Genomic DNA, 18,155 nt, shown 5'->3' with positions numbered 1-18,155 from the left:
GTCAGACCGCCAGCGCGTACACCCGCGCCGCGTTCCCCGCCGCCAGCATCCCCGCCACCCGCTGGGCGTCCCCCAGCGACCACGCCCCCTCGGCCACCCAGGTGCCGAGCACCCGGCCGAGGGCCTCGCGGAAGAGGCGGGCGCCCACCACGTGCAGCTCCGGCAGGCCCTGGGCGCCGCTGGAGAACAGGATCTTGCCGAACGGCGCCAGCTCCAGGATCTCCGCGAGCACCGTCGCGGCCCGGGCGCCGGTGCGCACCAGGGCCGCCCCCGAGTCGGCGTAGACGTGCGGGAAGACGCCGGCCAGGTGGGCGGCGTGGCGGTGGTACGGGTAGCCGTGCAGCAGGATCAGGTCGGTGCCGAGCCCCGCGGTGGCCCGCACGAAGTCGGTGAGCAGCACCGGGTCGGTGCGGTCGATGCGCTGGCCCGGCTCGCCGAGCCCGGCGTGCAGCTGGAGCGGGCGGCCCGAGGCGAGCGCGATCCACAGCAGGTGCCGCAGCAGCACCGGGTCGGTCAGCTCCCCGCCGACCTCGCGCGCCGCCAGCCAGCGCCCGGCGGCGCCCCGCACCTCCCCCGCCCCCGGCGGCTCGGGCGCGAGCGCGAGGCCGTGCCGTACCCCGGCGACGGAGGTGAAGGCGACGGCGTGCGCGGCGGCCGTGTGCACCGCCTCGGCGAGGTTGGCGAGCAGCGACTCGACGGTGCCGGAGGTGTCGGCGACCTGCTCGGCCAGCAGTTCCAGGCGCACGATCTCGTGGGCGTCCGCCTCCGCGGCCGAGGCCAGCTCGGCGGGTCCGGTGAGGTCGCCGGGCAGACCCGCGTCGACCAGGTACGTGGTGATGCCGCTGCCGCGCAGCAGCCGGCGCCCGGCCTCCAGGACGCCCAGCTCGCGGCGCCGGGCGAGGTAGCGGGCCGGCGGGCAGTGCGGCTCCAGGCCGAGCAGCGGTGGGCACCAGCGGCGCACCGCGAAGCCGGTCTGGGTGTCGAAGAGGGTGGTGCCCGGCGCGGGCGGCCCCTCGGTGCGGGCGAGCTGGGCCTCGAAGGTGCCGAGGCCCAGCTCCGTTCTCAGCACGCCGTGGCAGTACTGGTCCACCAGGGACGGCGTCTCGATCATGCGGGGCTCCCCCGTCGCCAGGACCGCGGCCCCGGCGCGGCAGACGCCGTGGCTCCTCGGGGACCTGTCGGACAGGCCCTATGGGTCCTAACGGGTGAACCGGCCCTCAGGTGTTGCTCTTGCCGCCCAGCTGGAGGCCGGCCATGCGCGACCACTCGTAGGGGCCGGTGCGCACCTTGGCGGCGAACTCGCCGTCGAAGTCCTCGTGGACGGTGATCCCGGCCTTCTCGACGGCCTTCCGGGCGATCTCGACGGAGCGTGCCACGATGTCGCCCCACTCGCCGTCCTCGCCGACGAGGACGATCCGCGCGCCGCGCTCGCCCAGGTACGCGACCTGGCCCTCGGCCCCGCCGTGCGCCTTGGCGAAGGCGCCGATGCGCCCGGCCAGCTTGGCCACCGTGCGCTCGGCCTTCGCATCGGCCTTCTCCGTGGCTGCGTCAACCTGCTGCGCGTCAACCTGCTGCGTGTCTGCCATGAGCAGGATGCTACCGACGGGTAGCCCCTCAGGCCACGGGCGGGGTGGGCTAGCGCAGGAAGGGGTCCACCGCGATCGCCAGGAACAGCACCGACACATAGGTGATCGACCAGTGGAACAGCCGCATCTCCTTGAGCTTGCCGCCCGTCACCTCGGCCTTGGCCCGGTTCTGCAGCCCGTGCGCCTCCCACAGCCACATGCCGCCGGCCGCGAGCGCGACGGCCGTGTAGAACCAGCCGGTGTAGCCCATCGGGGTGAGCAGCAGCGAGACGGCGACCATCACCCAGCTGTAGATCACGATCTGCCGGGCGACGACCTTGTTGGAGGCGATCACCGGGAGCATGGGCACGCCCACGCGCGCGTAGTCCTCGCGGACCTTCATGGACAGCGGCCAGTAGTGCGGCGGCGTCCAGAAGAACATCACCAGGAAGAGGATGACCGGCGCCCAGGACATCGAGTCCGTCACCGCGGACCAGCCGATCAGCACCGGCAGGCAGCCCGCGATGCCGCCCCACACGATGTTCTGCGAGGTGCGGCGCTTGAGGATCATCGTGTAGACGACGACGTAGAAGAGGAGCGCGCCGAGCGACAGCCAGGCCGACAGCCAGTTGACCGTGAGGCCGAAGAGCAGGGTGGAGACCACCGCCAGGGTGATGCCGAAGGCGAGGCACTCGCGCGGCGAGACCATGCCGGTGACCAGCGGGCGCTGCGAGGTGCGGTCCATCAGCGCGTCGATGTCGCGGTCGATGTACATGTTGAGCGCGTTGGCGCCGCCCGCGGAGAGGTAGCCGCCGACGCAGGTCAGCAGGACCAGCGTCAGGTCGGGCACGCCCTGCTCGGCGAGGAACATCACCGGGACGGTGGTGATCAGCAGCAGCTCGATGATCCGCGGCTTGGTCAGCGCCACGAACGCCTTGACACGGGCCCCGAACGGCCGGTGACTCGGGCTCTGGTTCGTCCCGATTACCCCCGCAGGACGGGATTCAACGGCCGTCACGCACACCCCTGACAGAGACATCCCAGCGAGCCTCCCCGTGTGAACTGACGGTAAAGGCTCGCGCGTACCACGCCACTTTAGACGTTGCCCATACCTCGGCCTTCGCGGGGGTGCGCTCGTGTTGGCAGGGGTGCTCCGACGTGCGTACGGAGAGTCGATTGAGCGGTCGGACGAGCGGTCAGATGAGCGGCCTCGCAATCACTTGCCGAATGCGCCACGACCCGGTCGACAGGCGGATCCGAGCGAGTCCCGGCAGTCTGGTTTCGAGCGAGAAAACGCACGTACTTACGGGGGTAGGCTCGACTTCGCCGGCCGCTTTTTCCCGACTGGCCGGCAGCCGGTGGACGGCCACGTGCACCGGCATCCGACATGTGGAGAGGAGCCCTGACCCAGGGTGAGCACCAAGCCGATCACCACAGACCTCGAGTGGACCGAACTGGACCAGCGGGCCGTGGACACCGCCCGCGTCCTGGCCGCCGACGCCGTACAGAAGGTCGGCAACGGCCATCCGGGCACGGCGATGAGTCTGGCGCCCGCCGCCTACACCCTCTTCCAGAAGGTGATGCGGCACGACCCGGCCGACGCGAACTGGGTCGGGCGCGACCGCTTCGTGCTGTCCGCCGGCCACTCCTCGCTGACCCTCTACACCCAGCTGTACCTGGCCGGCTTCGGCCTGGAGCTGGACGACCTGAAGTCCTTCCGCACCTGGGGCTCGAAGACCCCGGGCCACCCGGAGTACGGCCACACCACCGGCGTGGAGACGACGACGGGCCCGCTCGGCCAGGGCGTCGCCAACGCGGTCGGCATGGCGATGGCCTCGCGCTACGAGCGCGGTCTGTTCGACCCGGAGGCCGCCGAGGGCGAGTCCCCCTTCGACCACTTCATCTTCTGCGTCGCCGGTGACGGCTGCCTCCAGGAGGGCATCTCCTCCGAGGCGTCCTCCCTCGCGGGCCACCAGAAGCTCGGCAACCTGATCCTGCTGTGGGACGACAACCACATCTCGATCGAGGGCGACACCGAGACGGCGGTCTCCGAGGACACCGTCAAGCGGTACGAGGCGTACGGCTGGCATGTGCAGCGCGTCCAGCCCAAGGACGACGGCGACCTGGACCCGCACGCGCTGTACGCGGCGATCGAGAAGGCCAAGGCGGTCACCGACCGGCCGTCCTTCATCGCCATGCGCTCCATCATCGCCTGGCCCGCCCCGAACGCGCAGAACACCGAGGCCGCGCACGGGTCGGCGCTCGGCGACGACGAGGTGGCGGCCACCAAGCGCGTCCTCGGCTTCGACCCGGAGCAGACCTTCGAGGTCGCCGACGAGGTCCTCGCCCACGCCCGCCAGGCCCTGGACCGGGGCGAGGCGGCCCGCGCGGTGTGGGACAAGGCGTACCAGCAGTGGCGGGACAACAACCCCGAGCGCGCCGCGGAGTACGACCGCGTCGCCAAGGGCGAGCTGCCCACCGGCTGGGAGGAGAAGATCCCGGTCTTCGAGACCGGCAAGGGCGTCGCCACCCGCGCCGCCTCCGGCAAGGTGCTCCAGGCGCTCGGCGCGGTGATCCCGGAGCTGTGGGGCGGCTCGGCCGACCTCGCGGGTTCCAACAACACCACCATCGACAAGACGTCGTCCTTCCTCCCGGCGGACAACCCGCTGCCCGAGGCGGACCCGTACGGCCGCACCGTCCACTTCGGCATCCGCGAGCACTCGATGGCCGCCGAGATGAACGGCATCACGCTGCACGGCAACACGCGCGTCTACGGCGGCACCTTCCTGGTGTTCTCCGACTACATGCGCAACGCCGTGCGGCTCTCGGCGCTCATGCACCTGCCGGTGACCTACGTGTGGACGCACGACTCCATCGGCCTCGGCGAGGACGGCCCGACCCACCAGCCGGTCGAGCACCTGGCCTCGCTGCGCGCCATCCCCGGCCTGAACGTGGTCCGGCCGGGCGACGCCAACGAGACGGCCATCGCCTGGCGCGAGGTGCTGCGCCGCTGGACCAAGGAGTTCGGCAAGGGCCAGCCGCACGGCCTGGCGCTCACCCGCCAGGGCGTGCCGACCTACGAGGCGAACGAGGACGCGGCCAAGGGCGGCTACGTGCTGTTCGAGGCCGAGGGCGGCGACGCCGAGCTCATCCTCATCGCCACCGGCTCCGAGGTGCACGTGGCGGTCGAGGCGCGTGAGGCGCTGCAGGCCGACGGCGTGCCCACCCGGGTCGTCTCGATGCCGTGCGTGGAGTGGTTCGAGCAGCAGGACCAGGGGTACCGGGACAGCGTCCTGCCTCCGTCCGTGCGGGCCCGCGTGGCGGTCGAGGCCGGGATCGGTCTGACGTGGCACAAGTACGTGGGGGACGCCGGCCGCATCGTGTCGCTTGAGCACTTCGGTGCTTCGGCGGACGCCAAGGTGCTCTTCAAGGAGTTCGGCTTCACCGCCGAGAACGTCGCATCGGCCGCCCGGGAATCGCTGACCGCGGCTCAGCGCTGACGCTCGTACACGACACAACAGGAGATGCAATTTCGATGACAGACGCACTCAAGCGCCTCTCCGACGAAGGCGTCGCGATCTGGCTGGACGACCTGTCCCGCAAGCGGATCACGTCCGGCAACCTCGCCGAGCTGATCGACCAGCAGCACGTCGTGGGCGTCACCACCAACCCGTCGATCTTCCAGAAGGCCATCTCGCAGGGCGACGGCTACGACCAGCAGGTCTCCGACCTCGCCTTCCGCAAGGTCACCGTCGAAGAGGCGATCCGGATGATCACCACGGCGGACGTCCGCGACGCCGCCGACATCCTGCGCCCCGTCTTCGACGCCACCGGCGGCAAGGACGGCCGGGTCTCCATCGAGGTCGACCCGCGCCTGGCGCACAACACCAAGGCGACGGTGGCCGAGGCCAAGCAGCTGGCGTGGCTGGTGGACCGTCCCAACACCCTGATCAAGATCCCGGCCACCGAGGCCGGCATCCCGGCGATCGCCGAGGTCATCGGCCTGGGCATCAGCGTCAACGTGACGCTGATCTTCTCCCTTGAGCGCTACCGCAAGGTCATGGACGCCTTCCAGAGCGGCCTGGAGAAGGCCAAGGAGCGCGGCCTGGACCTGTCGAAGATCCACTCGGTGGCGTCCTTCTTCGTCTCCCGCGTGGACACCGAGATCGACAAGCGGCTCGACGCGCTCGGCACCGACGAGGCCAAGGCCGCGCGCGGCAAGGCCGCCGTCGCCAACGCCCGCCTCGCCTACGAGGCGTACGAGGAGGTCTTCGCCGGCGACCGCTGGAACGCCCTGGAGAAGGCCGGCGCCAACAAGCAGCGCCCGCTGTGGGCGTCGACCGGCGTCAAGGACAAGGCGTACAGCGACACCATGTACGTCACCGACCTGGTCGCGCCGAACACGGTGAACACCATGCCGGAGGCCACCCTGGAGGCCACCGACGACCACGGCGAGATCACCGGCAACACGATCGCCGGCACCTACGAGCAGGCCCGCGCCGACCTCGACGCCGTCGAGAAGCTCGGGATCGGCTACGACGAGGTGGTCCAGCTCCTCGAGAAGGAGGGCGTCGAGAAGTTCGAGGACTCCTGGAACGACCTGCTGAAGTCGACCGAGGCCGAGCTCCAGCGCCTCGCCCCCTCGGAGGGCTAGGACATTGTCAAGCAGCAATCCGCTGCGTGACCCCGCAGACCGACGGCTCCCGCGCATCGCGGGGCCGTCGGGTCTGGTCATCTTCGGCGTCACCGGCGATCTGTCCCGCAAGAAGCTCATGCCCGCCGTGTACGACCTCGCCAACCGGGGTCTGCTGCCGCCGGGCTTCTCGCTCGTCGGCTTCGCCCGCCGCGACTGGGAGCACGAGGACTTCGCCCAGGTCGTGCACGACGCCGTCAAGGAGCACTCCCGTACGCCGTTCCGCGAGGAGGTCTGGCAGCAGCTCATCCAGGGGATGCGCTTCGTCCAGGGCACCTTCGACGACGACGAGGCGTTCGAGCGGCTGCGCGACACCATCGACGAGCTGGACAAGGCCCAGGGGACGGGCGGCAACTTCGCCTTCTACCTCTCGGTGCCGCCGAAGTCCTTCCCGGTGGTCATCCAGCAGCTGAAGAAGCACGACCTCGCCGACCAGTCGGGCGGCTCCTGGCGCCGCGCGGTGATCGAGAAGCCGTTCGGCCACGACCTGAGGTCGGCCGAGGAGCTGAACTCGATCGTCCACGAGGTCTTCGCCCCGGACCAGGTCTTCCGCATCGACCACTACCTGGGCAAGGAGACGGTCCAGAACATCCTGGCGCTGCGCTTCGCCAACACGATGTTCGAACCGATCTGGAACCGGTCCTACGTGGACCACGTGCAGATCACCATGGCCGAGGACATCGGCATCGGCGGCCGGGCCGGCTACTACGACGGCATCGGCGCCGCCCGCGACGTCATCCAGAACCACCTCCTCCAGCTGCTCGCGCTGACCGCGATGGAGGAGCCCGCCTCCTTCGACGCCGACGCGCTGGCCGCGGAGAAGACCAAGGTGCTCGGCGCGGTGCGGCTGCCCAAGGACCTGGGCCGGGACACCGTGCGCGGGCAGTACGCGGCCGGCTGGCAGGGCGGTGAGAAGGCGGTCGGGTACCTGGAGGAAGAGGGCATCGACCCCAAGTCGAAGACCGACACCTACGCCGCGATCCGGGTCGGCATCGACAACCGCCGCTGGGCGGGCGTCCCCTTCTACCTGCGCACCGGCAAGCGGCTCGGGCGCCGGGTGACCGAGATCGCCGTCGTCTTCCAGCGCGCCCCGCACTCCCCCTTCGACTCCACGGCGACCGAGGAGCTGGGCTCCAACGCGATCGTCATCCGCGTCCAGCCCGACGAGGGCATCACCGTGCGCTTCGGCTCCAAGGTGCCGGGCACGTCGATGGAGATCCGGGACGTCTCGATGGACTTCGCCTACGGCGAGTCGTTCACCGAGTCCAGCCCGGAGGCGTACGAGCGGCTGATCCTCGACGTGCTGCTCGGCGACGCCAACCTCTTCCCGCGCACGGAGGAGGTCGAGCTGTCCTGGAAGATCCTCGACCCGATCGAGGAGCACTGGGACACGCACGGCACCCCCGCCCAGTACGAATCCGGCACCTGGGGTCCCGCCGAGGCGGACGAGATGCTGGAGCGAGACGGACGGAGCTGGCGCCGGCCATGAAGACGGACCTCACGGACACCACGTCCAGCAAGATCAACAAGGCGCTGACCAAGGGCCGCCGGGAGATCGGCACCCCGGCCGTCGGCATGGTGCTGACGCTGGTCATCGTCACCGACGAGGAGAACGCCTACGACGCCCTGAAGGCGGCAGGCGACGCCTCGCGCGAGCACCCCTCGCGCACCCTGGTGGTCATCCGGCGCGTCTCGCGCTCGCCCCGGGACCGCACGGGCTCCCGCCTGGACGCCGAGGTGCGCCTCGGGGCCGACGCGGGCACCGGCGAGACGGTGGTGCTGCGGCTGCACGGCGAGGTCGTCGACCACGCCCAGTCGGTGGTGCTGCCCCTGCTGCTGCCGGACGCGCCGGTGGTGGTGTGGTGGCCGGTCAACGCGCCGCTCGACCCGGCCCGCGACCCGCTGGGTGCGCTGGCCCAGCGCCGGGTCACCGACAGCTACGCCTGCGAGGAGCCGGTGCGCGAGCTGTCCGCCCGTGCGGACGCCTATGCGCCCGGCGACACCGACCTCGCCTGGACCCGGATCACGCCGTGGCGCTCGATGCTGGCGGCGGCCCTTGACCAGGTCGACTGCGAGGTGCGGTCGGTCGAGGTGGAGGGCGAGGAGGCCAACCCGAGCTGCGAGCTGCTGGCGATGTGGCTCGCGGACCGGCTCGGCGTGCCGGTGCAGCGCTCGGCGTCGGACGGGCCCGGGCTCACCGCGGTCCGGATGGACACCGACTGCGGTCCGGTCGTCCTGGACCGGCCGGACGGCTCGCTCGCCACCCTGTCGGTCAAGGGCCAGCCCTCGCGGGCGGTGGCGCTCAAGCGGCGCGAGACGGCCGAGCTGATCGCGGAGGAGCTGCGCCGGCTCGACCCGGACGACACCTACGCCTCGGCGCTGCGCTTCGGGGTGGACAAGCTGTCCGCGCCGGACGGCCCCTCCGGCTCCGGGGACGGCGACGAGAAGCCGGGTGCGGTCCCCGCGCCCGTCGGCTCGGCCGCCAAGGCCAAGGCGAAGGACGCGGCACAGGAGAAGACCCCCGTGCGGAAGGCGGCGGCGAAATGAACACTCCCCAGCTGGTCGTGCACCGCGACAAGGAGCTGATGGCCGAGGCCGCGGCGGCCCGGCTGATCACGAAGATCGTGGACGCGCAGGCGTCCCGCGGCTCGGCGTCCGTCGTCCTGACCGGCGGCCGCAACGGCAACGGGCTGCTGGCCGCGCTCGGCGGCTCCCCGGCCCGGGACGCGATCGACTGGGGCCGGCTCGACCTGTGGTGGGGCGACGAGCGGTTCCTGCCGGAGGGCGACCCGGAGCGCAACATCACGCAGGCCCGCGAGGCGCTGCTCGACGCGGTGCCGCTGGACCCGAAGCGGGTGCACGCGATGCCCGCCTCGGACGGGCCGTACGGCGACGACGTGGAGGCCGCCGCGGCGGCCTACGCCGACGAGCTGGCCCGGGCGGCCGTGCCGGAGAACCACGCGGCGGTGCCGTCCTTCGACGTGCTGCTGCTCGGCGTCGGCCCGGACACCCACGTGGCCTCGCTCTTCCCGGAGCTGCCCGCGGTCCGGGAGACCGAGCGGACGGTGGTCGGCGTGCACGGGGCGCCCAAGCCCCCGCCGACCCGGGTGACGCTGACCCTGCCGGCCATCCGCGCCGCCCGCGAGGTGTGGCTGCTGGCGGCCGGCGAGGACAAGGCGCAGGCGGCGGCGATGGCCCTGTCGGGCGCCGGTGAGATCCAGGCGCCGGCCGCGGGCGCGCGGGGGCGGGCCCGCACCCTGTGGCTCCTCGACTCGGCGGCGGCCTCGCAGTTGCCGCGCTCGCTGTACCCGCCGGCCTCGGCCTGAACGCACCGGACCCCCGCACGCCGTTGTGGTGTGCGGGGGTCTCGTGCGTCCAGGTCAGCCGCTGTGCGGACCGTAGGGCGGCGTCGGCGGGTACACCGTGTACGGGTGGACGTAGGGCGGCGCCTGCGGCGGGACGTACCCCGGCACGGGCGGCAGGGTGGCCGGGTGGGCGGCCAGCCGGATGCCGTAGCGGCGCTTGAGCCTGCTCGTCTCCAGCAGGGCGATGGCGGTGACGGTGACCGGGGCGCCCAGGATGAAGACGAAGCCCAGGGTGAGGCCGAGCCCGTGCAGGTCGCCGGTGACGAGGTCCGGGACGGCCATCAGCCAGCTGGTCACCACCGCGAGCAGCGCCGGCAGCGAGCGGTGCACGGCGGCGGTGCCGAAGAAGTTGCCGGAGACGCGGATCGCCCCGGCGACGGTGAAGCCGAGCAGCCAGAGCATGAACAGCCCGCCGCCGATGATCACCAGCGGATTGCTCGAGGAGGCGTTGATCGTGTACACCAGCGCGACGAGCCCCACGACGCACCCGACGAACAGCAGCAGCAGCTTCAGGCAGTTGACGAGCGGGGTCCGCAACTGCCGCACGGTGCCGGTGCGTCGCCAGACGTAGAGCATCGCGCCGACCGTCAGCGGGGTGACGACCAGCAGCACCAGGGAGGCGGTCAGCGCGTTCTCCAGCAACTCCTCCGGCTGGAAGCCGCCGTGCAGCACGGTGTAGACGCCGAGCGAGGCGACCGCCCCGGCGATGACCCGGAAGCGCTTGAGGCTCTCGATCGTGGGATCGAGCGAACGGGGGATCCAGGCCGGGTGGAACACCGCCCTGGCGGCCACCTTCGGGTTCAGGAGGGACCGCCCCCTCTGCGTGCCGCCTGTCCAACCACCGCGCGTACGTGCCACCGTGCTCCCCCGAGCGCTCGTTCCGTGGATCGCCGGGGAGTCTACGCGAAAACGCGCCGCTAGATCTCGCCGCGCAGCTTGGCGAGTGCCTCGGCGAGGATGGCCTCGCCGTCCGCGTCGCTGCGGCGCTCGCGCACGTAGGCGAGGTGGGTCTTGTAGGGCTCGGTGCGCGGCGGGGCCGGGGGGTTGTCCCGGTCCTGCCCGGCCGGGAAGCCGCAGCGGGGGCAGTCCCAGGTATCGGGGACCTGCGCGTCGCTCGCGAAGCTCGGCTGCGTCTCGTGTCCGTTGGAGCACCAGAAGGAGATGCGCAGTCGCGGCGCTGACTCACCGCGCTCGGCCTCGCCCATCGGCCCCGCCCCGACCCGGCTTCCCCGGATCGCGTTGCCACTTGCCACGGTCGTAACTCCCTGCGTGATGGTGCCGCAAAGCGAGTCGGCGTTCGCTTCACTGCGAGCGCCTCAGTCTACGTAAGGCCCAACGCGCGTCCAGGGATTGGAGTCACAAACCCTCGCACCAAGACGCAGGCCCCATGATAGGCCGCGCCGTGCGGCGCGTACCCGACATGGGGCCTTACGTTCCGGGGAGGGCTCCGCCGGCGTCAGTTGTTCGACTTCATCACCAGGCCGAGCACCATGATGCAGGCGAACCAGCACAGACCGATCACCACGGTGATCCGGTCCAGGTTCCGCTCGGCGACCGAGGAGCCGCCCACGGAGGACTGCATGCCGCCACCGAACATGTCGGAGAGGCCGCCGCCCTTCCCCTTGTGCATCAGCACCAGCAGCATCAGCAGCAGGCTGAAGACGATCAGGGCGATCGAGAACCCCAAAACCACGGCTGGACCAACTTCCTCGGATACGGATGGAGTGCGGGGGCATCGTGACTACCCACGATGCCCCCGCAAGGGTACGACGTATCGCCGCTACCGCCTACTCACTGATCCGTCACTGATCGCGGAAGCGGACGATCTTGACGAACTCGTCGGAGTCCAGCGAGGCCCCGCCGACCAGGGCGCCGTCGATGTCGGGCTGCGACATGATCTCGGCGACGTTGGAGGACTTCACGGAGCCGCCGTACTGGATGCGGACCTGGTCGGCCAGCTCCTGCGTGTACAGCTCGGCGAGCTTGCCGCGGATCGCCGCGCAGACCTCCTGCGCGTCCTCGGCGCCGCAGACCTTGCCGGTGCCGATGGCCCACACCGGCTCGTAGGCGATCACGACCGTCTCGGCCTGCTCGGCGGGGAGGTCCTTCAGGCCGCCCTCGACCTGGGCGAGGGTGTGGGCGACGTGGTTGCCCGCCTCGCGGACGTCCAGCTCCTCGCCGACGCACAGGATCGGGGTCAGGCCGTGCTTGTAGGCGGCCTTGACCTTGGCGTTCACCAGCTCGTCCGACTCGGCGTGGTACTGCCGCCGCTCGGAGTGGCCGATCGCCACGTAGGTGCAGCGCAGCTTGGCCAGCATGGCGCCGGAGATCTCGCCGGTGTAGGCGCCGCCGTCGTGGGCGGAGAGGTCCTGGGCGCCGTACTTGATCTTCAGCTTGTCGTGCTCGACCAGGGTCTGCACGGAGCGCAGGTCGGTGAAGGGCACGAGGACGGCGACCTCGACGGCGTCGTAGTCCTTGTCCGCCAGGGCGAAGGCGAGCTTCTGGACGTGGGCGATGGCCTCCAGGTGGTTGAGGTTCATCTTCCAGTTGCCCGCCATCAGCGGCGTGCGGGTGGTCATCGCGGTCAGTCCTCCAGTGCGGCGAGGCCGGGGAGCGTCTTGCCCTCGAGGTATTCGAGGGAGGCGCCGCCGCCGGTCGAGATGTGGCCGAATGCGTTCTCGTCGAAGCCGAGCGTACGCACGGCCGCGGCGGAGTCGCCGCCGCCCACCACGGTGAAGCCCGGGGCGTCGATGAGAGCCTGGGCGACCGCCTTGGTGCCCTCGGCGTAGTCGGGGTGCTCGAAGACGCCCATGGGGCCGTTCCAGAAGACGGTGGCGGCGTCGGCGAGCTTGGACGCGTACAGCTTGCGGGTCTCGGGGCCGATGTCCAGGCCCTCCTGGTCGGCGGGGATGGCGTCCGCGGCGACGGTGGAGGGGTGGGCCGGGGCCTTGGTCTTCAGGTCCGGGAACTCCCCGGCGACCAGGACGTCGACCGGGAGCACCAGCTCCACGCCGTTCTTCTCGGCGCGCTCCAGGTACTCGGTGACGACCGGGACCTGGTCCTCCTGGAGCAGGGAGATGCCGACCTCGTAGCCCTTGGCCTTGAGGAAGGTGTACGCCATGCCGCCGCCGATGAGGATCCGGTCGGCCTTGCCGAGCAGCTGGTCGATCACGGCGAGCTTGTCGGAGACCTTGGCGCCGCCGAGCGCGACCACGTAGGGGCGCTTGACGTCGTCGGTGAGCTTCTTCAGGACGCCGACCTCGGTGGCGATGAGGTAGCCGGCGTAGTGCGGCAGCCGCTTCGGCAGGTCGAAGACGGAGGCGTGCTTGCGGTGCACGGCGCCGAAGCCGTCGCCCACGTAGACGTCGGCGAGGCCGGCCAGCTGCTCGGCGAAGGCGGCGCGCTCGGCGTCGTCCTTGCTGGTCTCGCCGGCGTTGAAGCGCAGGTTCTCCAGGACGGCGACCCGGCCGTCGGTGAGGCCGGAGACGACGGCCTCGGCGGAGTCGCCGACCGTGTCCTCGGCGAAGGCGACGTCCGTGCCGAGGATCTCGCCGAGCCGCGCGGCGGCCGGGGCGAGGGAGAAGGCGGGGTCCGGGGCGCCCTTGGGGCGGCCCAGGTGCGAGGCGACGACCACCCGGGCGCCCGCGTCGGCCAGCGCCTTGACGGTGGGGGCGACGGCGCGGATGCGGCCGTCGTCGGTGATCGTGGTGCCGTCCAGCGGCACGTTCAGGTCGGCGCGGACGAAGACGCGCTTGCCCGCGACGCCTTCGGAGAGCAGTTCGTCGATCGTCTTCATGCAGGGGACTCCTGAGGTCTCGTGATCGCTCGTGATCCTACGAGGGCGGGCCGCGGCGGACGTGCCGCAGGGCCCGGGCCGCGCGACGGTGCGCTGCCCGAGCCCTGCCACCGCGTCGCGGCGTGCGCTTGCGAGTCGATCAGAGCTGGTCGCCGACGAAGACCGTGAGGTCGACGAGGCGGTTGGAGTAGCCCCACTCGTTGTCGTACCAGCCGAGGATCTTCACCGAGTTGCCCTCCTGGACCATGGTCAGGGAGGAGTCGAAGGTGCAGGAGGACGGGTCGCCGACGATGTCCGAGGAGACGATCTCGTCCTCGGTGTAGGTCAGGAAGCCCTTGAGGGCGCCGTCCTCGGACGCCTTCTTGAACGCGGCGTTGACCTCGTCCTTCGTCACCTCGCGCTGGAGGGTGACGACCAGGTCGGTGGCCGAGCCGGTCGGGACCGGGACGCGCATGGCGATGCCGTCCAGCTTGCCCTTGAGCTGCGGGAGGACCAGCGCGGTGGCCTTCGCGGCACCGGTCGTGGTCGGGATGATGTTCTCCGCGGCGGCGCGGGCGCGGCGCAGGTCCTTGTGCGGGAAGTCCAGGATGCGCTGGTCGTTGGTGTACGCGTGGACCGTCGTCATCAGGCCCTTGACGATGCCGAAGTTCTCGTCGAGGACCTTCGCCATCGGCGCCACGCAGTTGGTGGTGCAGGAGGCGTTGGAGATGACGTGGTGCTGCGCGGCGTCGTACTGGTCCTGGTTGACGCCCATCACGATGGTGATGTCCTCGTCCTTGGCCGGAGCCGAGATGAGGACCTTCTTGGTGCCGCCGGCGATGTGCTTCTCGGCGTCGGCCTTCTTCGTGAAGATGCCCGTCGACTCGATGACGATGTCGACACCGAGGTCGCCCCACGGGATGTCGGCGGGGTTGCGCTCGGACAGCACCTTGATGGTGTGGCCGTCGACCGTGATGGTGTCGGCGGTGTGCGACACCTCGGCCTTGAGGCGGCCCAGGATGGTGTCGTACTTGAGCAGGTGGGCGGTGGTCGCGGTGTCACCCAGGTCGTTGACAGCCACGATCTCGATGTCTGCACCCTGCTCCAGCAGCGCGCGGAAGTAGTTACGACCGATGCGGCCAAAGCCGTTGATGCCTACGCGGATCGTCACGAACCGATCTCCTCGTTGGTACGCCGGCCCGATGTGCCGGCGAGCTGTGTTTGGGATGTCCCCGACCACCCCCGACCCTACCTCTCCCCAAGGTCCGGGGTGACATCGAGACGGCCCATACCCGGCAGGGCGGTCCGTACCCGCCAGTAGGGGTACGGACCGCCTCGGGACCGGGGACCGGTCACCCGTTTTCGCTACACCGCGCGGGTCCCCGGCTGCCGGGTCTTCACTCGTCCAGGGCAGCCAGCGCCCGGCGGACGACGGCGGCGCGGTCGGCCGGCGCGGTGAGGTGTTCCAGGCCGAAGCCGAGCAGCACGGTGTCGTCGGTGGTGACGGCGCCGTAGGTCTGGAACAGGGTGCCGGTGCGGGCCCAGTCCTTCAGGACGGCCGGGCTGCCCGGCGGCGGTCCGGCGACCCGCCAGGCGCCCAGCGAGGACTCGAAGCCCTCGGTCTGGGTGGCGGTGGAGCCGACGACCAGGGACGCCTCGTCGGCGAGGACGCCGCGCCCGCCGCTGCCGGGGTCGGTGACGTAGGCGAGGGAGACCTCGACGGACTTGCCGGCGTAGGCGCTCAGGTCGAACTCCACCTGCCGCCAGCCGCCGGAGGAGCCGGTGAGGCTGTTCCAGGCGCCCGAGGTGCCGGTCGCCGTGCAGCCGTCGTCACCGACGGTGAGGTAGTGCTCCAGCCAGGGGTGCTCGCCGACGTAGAACCCCGCCGCGCACTCCTCGGGCACGGCCGTGCTGGTCGCGCCGCTCTTCTCGGGCAGCGTGGTCCAGTCCTCGGCGCCGGTGGTGTGCGCCTCGACCAGGGCGTGGTCGTAGCCGGGCTCGGTGTCCCACAGCAGCCGGGTACGCAGGGCCGGCTTGTCGGCGGCGGTGACGCCGGTCAGGTCGATCGTGCGGGTGAGCCGCTTGTAGGCGTCGTCGGTGTGCACGGCGGCGGCCATCCACTGGCCGGCGTAGGGCCCGTACGGGTTCACGGTCCCGGCGAACTTGCCGGCGCCCGCGCTGGCGAACTGCGGGTAGGTGGCCGGGGGCAGCTCGTCCGAGGTGACGCTGTAGGTGCCGGCCTTGTCCAGCGGGTTGCCCGGGGCGGCGCCGAGCGGTCCGGCGGCGCCGGCCAGCTTGCCGGAGCCGGTGAAGCCGGTGGCGCCCGCGGTGGAGGTGCGGGTGTAGGCGCCCAGGTAGTACTGGCTGAAGTCGTTGGACGGCGTGCCGTCGGCGAGGGCGACGCTGCCGCCCGCCTGCTCGCCGGCCTCGATCAGCCGGCCGCCCTCGTTGAGGAAGGCCCGTAGCTGGAGCTGGGTGGCGATGCCGGGCACGGCGGCGCCGGTGTAGTGGACGACGGTGTCGAAGTGGGACAGCACGCCGAGCGCGTCGGGGGCGCCCTGGGTCGCGGTGTCCCAGACGAGCGCCTTGCGGCCGGCCCCCTTGAGCGCGTCGACGTACGCCTGCGCCTGGGTGGCCGTCGCGCCCTCCTCGGCGACGACGAGGACGTCGGCGCGGGGCCGGGTGGCGTAGGTGTAGGTGAAGTGCGGGCTCTCGGTCTTCTTCCCGGCCTTGGTCTCGCCGGTGAACCAGACCTCGACCTTGTCGCCCTGGTCGCCGTCCTTGACCTTGGCGCGGTACTGGTCGAAGTACAGGTTGTCCTCGCCGCCGTACGTCTCGCCGCCCCGCCACGGCTTGAGCGCCATGTCGCGGACGCGGCCGCCGTTTACGCGGTACTTCAGCTCCTTGTCGCGCACCGACTTGCGGGCGACGACGGAGACCTCCTGGGCCTCGCCGTTACGGGCGTAGGAGGTGGTGAAGGCGCCCGGGGTGAAGTCGGGGGCGTCCAGGCCGACGGAGGAGGACGGCCGGTCGGGGTGGGCGGCGGTCTCGGCGACGGAGAGCGCGAAGGGGATGTTCTTGGCGAACTCCTGCTGGATCAGCTTCTCGTCGTCCGGGAAGGTGAAGACCGACTCGCAGTCGGCGGCGTTCCAGTCGTCGGCCGGGTCGAGGTCGGACGCGGTCTGGCAGGTCGACATCTCGGGGGTGAACATCGCCATGCCGTTGACGTTGGCCGCGTGGCCGTCCGCCTCGCCGTTGGTGGTGTACAGCTCCGACGAGACCTGCGGGTGGTAGCCCGGGATCGCGGAGTTCTCCGGGGTGCCGGCCAGCGCCTTGTAGAGCACGTCGTCGGGGGTGTCGGTGGCCACCTGCCAGCCGACGCCGTAGAGCAGGAGTTCGGCGGCGGAGTGGTAGTTGATGCCGTACGTGAAGCCGATCCGCTTCTCGAACGCGTCGAGCGCCTTGGTCTCGGGCTCGGAGCCGGGGGCGGCGCCGCGGTAGGTCTCACTGGTGGGATTGGGAGACGACCCCTCGTCGTCGTAGCCCCACTTGTAGGCGAAGTTGCGGTTGAGGTCGACGCCGTCGCCGGTGCTGATGGCGCCGTCGCCGTTGACGTCGCGGAGGTTCTTGCGCCACTGGCGGTTGTCGGGGCTCTGGAAGGTGTAGTCGTAGCCGTCGGGGTTGGCCGAGAGCACGAACCACAGCTCGGTGGAGTCGACGATGTTCTTGATCCGCCGGTCGGTGGCGTAGTGGTCCAGGTAGTGGTGCATCAGCCGCCGGGTCATCTCCGGGGTGATCCACTCTCGCGCGTGCTGGTTGGAGACGTACAGCACGGAGGGCTTGGACCCGTCGGCGGACTTCTTGGCGCCCTTGGTCACCTTCAGCGCGAGGATGTCCTGGCCGCGCACCGTCTTGCCGATGGAGACGACCTTGGTGAGGCCGGGGTTCTGCTGCGCGGTCCGCAGCAGCTCCTCGCGCAGGCCGCCGCTGCCGCTGTACGGGCGGAACACGCCCTCGGCGGCGCCCTCGACGCGCTGCTCGGCGCGGGCGGTGAGGGTGTGCTCGGTGAGGTCGACGCCCTGCTTCTCCAGGGACTTGGCCTGCTTGTCGGTGAGGTAGACCTCGACGTTCGCGGTGCCCTTCGCGGGGACCTGTTCGCTCAGCTCGTGCCCGTCCTGGCCGGCGGCCAGCAGGAGGGGCACCTGCCGCTGGCTGACGTCGGCACGCCAGACTTTGACCTCGTCGCCGTTGCCCTCCGGGTGGGAGGGCCGCGCCTGCGCGACCGTCGTGAGGCCCGCCGAGCCGAGCAGGAGTGCGCCGACAGCGAGGATCGATCTCGCTCTGTGTCTCATGAAACCCCCTGGCCTGAGTCCGCCACGGCAGCGAACAGATGCCAGGCTCATGACACTCCATGATCGAGTCAAGAGCGCGAATGCCCTTCGGGGCGCGGGGGTAGGTCACTCAACTGGGCGTACGTGGCGAGGCGTTGGGGTCCGCCCCACCCAGGCAGCTGCGGCCGGCCGTGCCGCACCCGCCCACCCTCCCGCGTAGCTGCGGGCAGCCGCGCCACACCCGCCCACCCATCCGCGCTGCTGCGGACAGCCACGCCGCACCCACCCACCCCACCCGCGTAGCTGCGGGCAGTCGCACCGCACCCGCCCACCCTCCCGCGTAGCTGCGGGCAGTCGTGCCGCTGGGGCGGCACGGGTGGGCGCAGCGGCACCCCGCAGCGCCGGGCTGCGCCACGCCCCCCGTAG

General features: G+C 71.2%; 15 protein-coding genes. 5 read left to right on the top strand and 10 right to left on the bottom strand.

Annotated features, from left to right (window positions below):
* Position 1: 1 nt before the first annotated feature.
* The 3 genes from ACGFZL_RS28990 to ACGFZL_RS28980 all read right to left on the bottom strand — a co-directional run bounded on the left by ACGFZL_RS28990 (position 2) and on the right by ACGFZL_RS28980 (position 2,589).
* On the bottom strand, positions 2–1,111 hold the full coding sequence (locus ACGFZL_RS28990) for an amidohydrolase family protein (protein WP_355175018.1): 1,110 nt from the start codon (positions 1,109–1,111) through the stop codon (positions 2–4).
* 106 nt (positions 1,112–1,217) lie between these two features.
* Entirely contained in the window at positions 1,218–1,586 is a 369-nt protein-coding gene (locus tag ACGFZL_RS28985; protein WP_393696148.1) for a hypothetical protein, read from the bottom strand.
* 49 nt (positions 1,587–1,635) lie between these two features.
* Positions 1,636–2,589, bottom strand: a complete 954-nt coding sequence (locus ACGFZL_RS28980) for a heme o synthase (RefSeq protein WP_355175135.1) — start codon at positions 2,587–2,589, stop codon at positions 1,636–1,638.
* A gap of 388 nt (positions 2,590–2,977) precedes the next feature.
* Here ACGFZL_RS28980 and tkt point away from each other — a divergent pair, with 388 nt between their 5' ends.
* From tkt to pgl, 5 genes are read left to right on the top strand one after another with little or no spacing between them, the layout of a single operon-like run.
* Positions 2,978–5,065 carry a transketolase gene (tkt, locus tag ACGFZL_RS28975; RefSeq protein WP_355175022.1) on the top strand — a complete coding sequence of 696 codons (2,088 nt, stop codon included), beginning with the start codon at positions 2,978–2,980 and terminating at the stop codon, positions 5,063–5,065.
* A gap of 35 nt (positions 5,066–5,100) precedes the next feature.
* Positions 5,101–6,219 (top strand): transaldolase, encoded by a 1,119-nt coding sequence (gene tal / locus ACGFZL_RS28970; RefSeq protein WP_355175024.1) that lies wholly within the window; start codon positions 5,101–5,103, stop codon positions 6,217–6,219.
* 4 nt (positions 6,220–6,223) lie between these two features.
* A complete protein-coding gene (gene zwf, locus ACGFZL_RS28965; protein ID WP_355175026.1) occupies positions 6,224–7,747 on the top strand; it encodes a glucose-6-phosphate dehydrogenase in 1,524 nt (507 codons plus the stop codon).
* Entirely contained in the window at positions 7,744–8,805 is a 1,062-nt protein-coding gene (gene opcA, locus ACGFZL_RS28960) for a glucose-6-phosphate dehydrogenase assembly protein OpcA (protein WP_393696145.1), read from the top strand. The genes zwf and opcA overlap by 4 nt, the downstream gene beginning before the upstream one ends.
* Entirely contained in the window at positions 8,802–9,584 is a 783-nt protein-coding gene (pgl, locus tag ACGFZL_RS28955) for a 6-phosphogluconolactonase (RefSeq protein WP_393696143.1), read from the top strand. The genes opcA and pgl overlap by 4 nt, the downstream gene beginning before the upstream one ends.
* 54 nt (positions 9,585–9,638) lie before the next feature.
* On the opposite strand, the gene ACGFZL_RS28950 is transcribed toward pgl, so the two are convergent.
* The 7 genes from ACGFZL_RS28950 to ACGFZL_RS28920 form a co-directional block, all read right to left on the bottom strand.
* Positions 9,639–10,481, bottom strand: a complete 843-nt coding sequence (locus ACGFZL_RS28950; RefSeq protein ID WP_393696141.1) for a hypothetical protein — start codon at positions 10,479–10,481, stop codon at positions 9,639–9,641.
* Positions 10,482–10,540: 59 nt separating this feature from the next.
* Positions 10,541–10,876 carry an RNA polymerase-binding protein RbpA gene (locus ACGFZL_RS28945; protein ID WP_010352468.1) on the bottom strand — a complete coding sequence of 112 codons (336 nt, stop codon included), beginning with the start codon at positions 10,874–10,876 and terminating at the stop codon, positions 10,541–10,543.
* A gap of 203 nt (positions 10,877–11,079) precedes the next feature.
* Complete coding sequence (gene secG, locus ACGFZL_RS28940; protein WP_355175036.1) at positions 11,080–11,316, bottom strand: preprotein translocase subunit SecG; 237 nt, start codon at positions 11,314–11,316, stop codon at positions 11,080–11,082.
* 109 nt (positions 11,317–11,425) lie between these two features.
* Positions 11,426–12,202, bottom strand: coding sequence for a triose-phosphate isomerase (tpiA, locus tag ACGFZL_RS28935; RefSeq protein ID WP_355175038.1), 777 nt, complete (start codon positions 12,200–12,202; stop codon positions 11,426–11,428).
* Positions 12,203–12,207: 5 nt separating this feature from the next.
* Positions 12,208–13,419: a phosphoglycerate kinase gene (locus ACGFZL_RS28930; protein WP_393696138.1), complete on the bottom strand. Its 1,212-nt coding sequence runs from the start codon at positions 13,417–13,419 to the stop codon at positions 12,208–12,210.
* A 139-nt stretch (positions 13,420–13,558) separates the two neighbouring features.
* Positions 13,559–14,569 carry a type I glyceraldehyde-3-phosphate dehydrogenase gene (gene gap, locus ACGFZL_RS28925; RefSeq protein WP_393696136.1) on the bottom strand — a complete coding sequence of 337 codons (1,011 nt, stop codon included), beginning with the start codon at positions 14,567–14,569 and terminating at the stop codon, positions 13,559–13,561.
* A 226-nt stretch (positions 14,570–14,795) separates the two neighbouring features.
* Positions 14,796–17,750: a M14 family zinc carboxypeptidase gene (locus tag ACGFZL_RS28920; RefSeq protein ID WP_393696134.1), complete on the bottom strand. Its 2,955-nt coding sequence runs from the start codon at positions 17,748–17,750 to the stop codon at positions 14,796–14,798.
* Between the last annotated feature and the right edge of the window lie 405 nt (positions 17,751–18,155).

It is taken from the genome of Streptomyces sp. NPDC048182 (genome assembly GCF_043202555.1).
GTDB lineage: Bacteria > Actinomycetota > Actinomycetes > Streptomycetales > Streptomycetaceae > Streptomyces.
This window is presented reverse-complemented; position numbering and strand designations above follow the sequence as displayed.

What these genes read in the sequence shown, in the direction of transcription:
- ACGFZL_RS28990 (WP_355175018.1), bottom strand. Translation starts at nt 1,111, where the DNA reads ATGATCGAGACGCCGTCCCTGGTGGACCAGTACTGCCACGGCGTGCTG.
- ACGFZL_RS28985 (WP_393696148.1), bottom strand. Translation starts at nt 1,586, where the DNA reads ATGGCAGACACGCAGCAGGTTGACGCGCAGCAGGTTGACGCAGCCACG.
- tal (WP_355175024.1), top strand. Translation starts at nt 5,101, where the DNA reads ATGACAGACGCACTCAAGCGCCTCTCCGACGAAGGCGTCGCGATCTGG.
- opcA (WP_393696145.1), top strand. Translation starts at nt 7,744, where the DNA reads ATGAAGACGGACCTCACGGACACCACGTCCAGCAAGATCAACAAGGCG.
- pgl (WP_393696143.1), top strand. Translation starts at nt 8,802, where the DNA reads ATGAACACTCCCCAGCTGGTCGTGCACCGCGACAAGGAGCTGATGGCC.
- tpiA (WP_355175038.1), bottom strand. Translation starts at nt 12,202, where the DNA reads ATGACCACCCGCACGCCGCTGATGGCGGGCAACTGGAAGATGAACCTC.
- ACGFZL_RS28930 (WP_393696138.1), bottom strand. Translation starts at nt 13,419, where the DNA reads ATGAAGACGATCGACGAACTGCTCTCCGAAGGCGTCGCGGGCAAGCGC.
- ACGFZL_RS28920 (WP_393696134.1), bottom strand. Translation starts at nt 17,750, where the DNA reads ATGAGACACAGAGCGAGATCGATCCTCGCTGTCGGCGCACTCCTGCTC.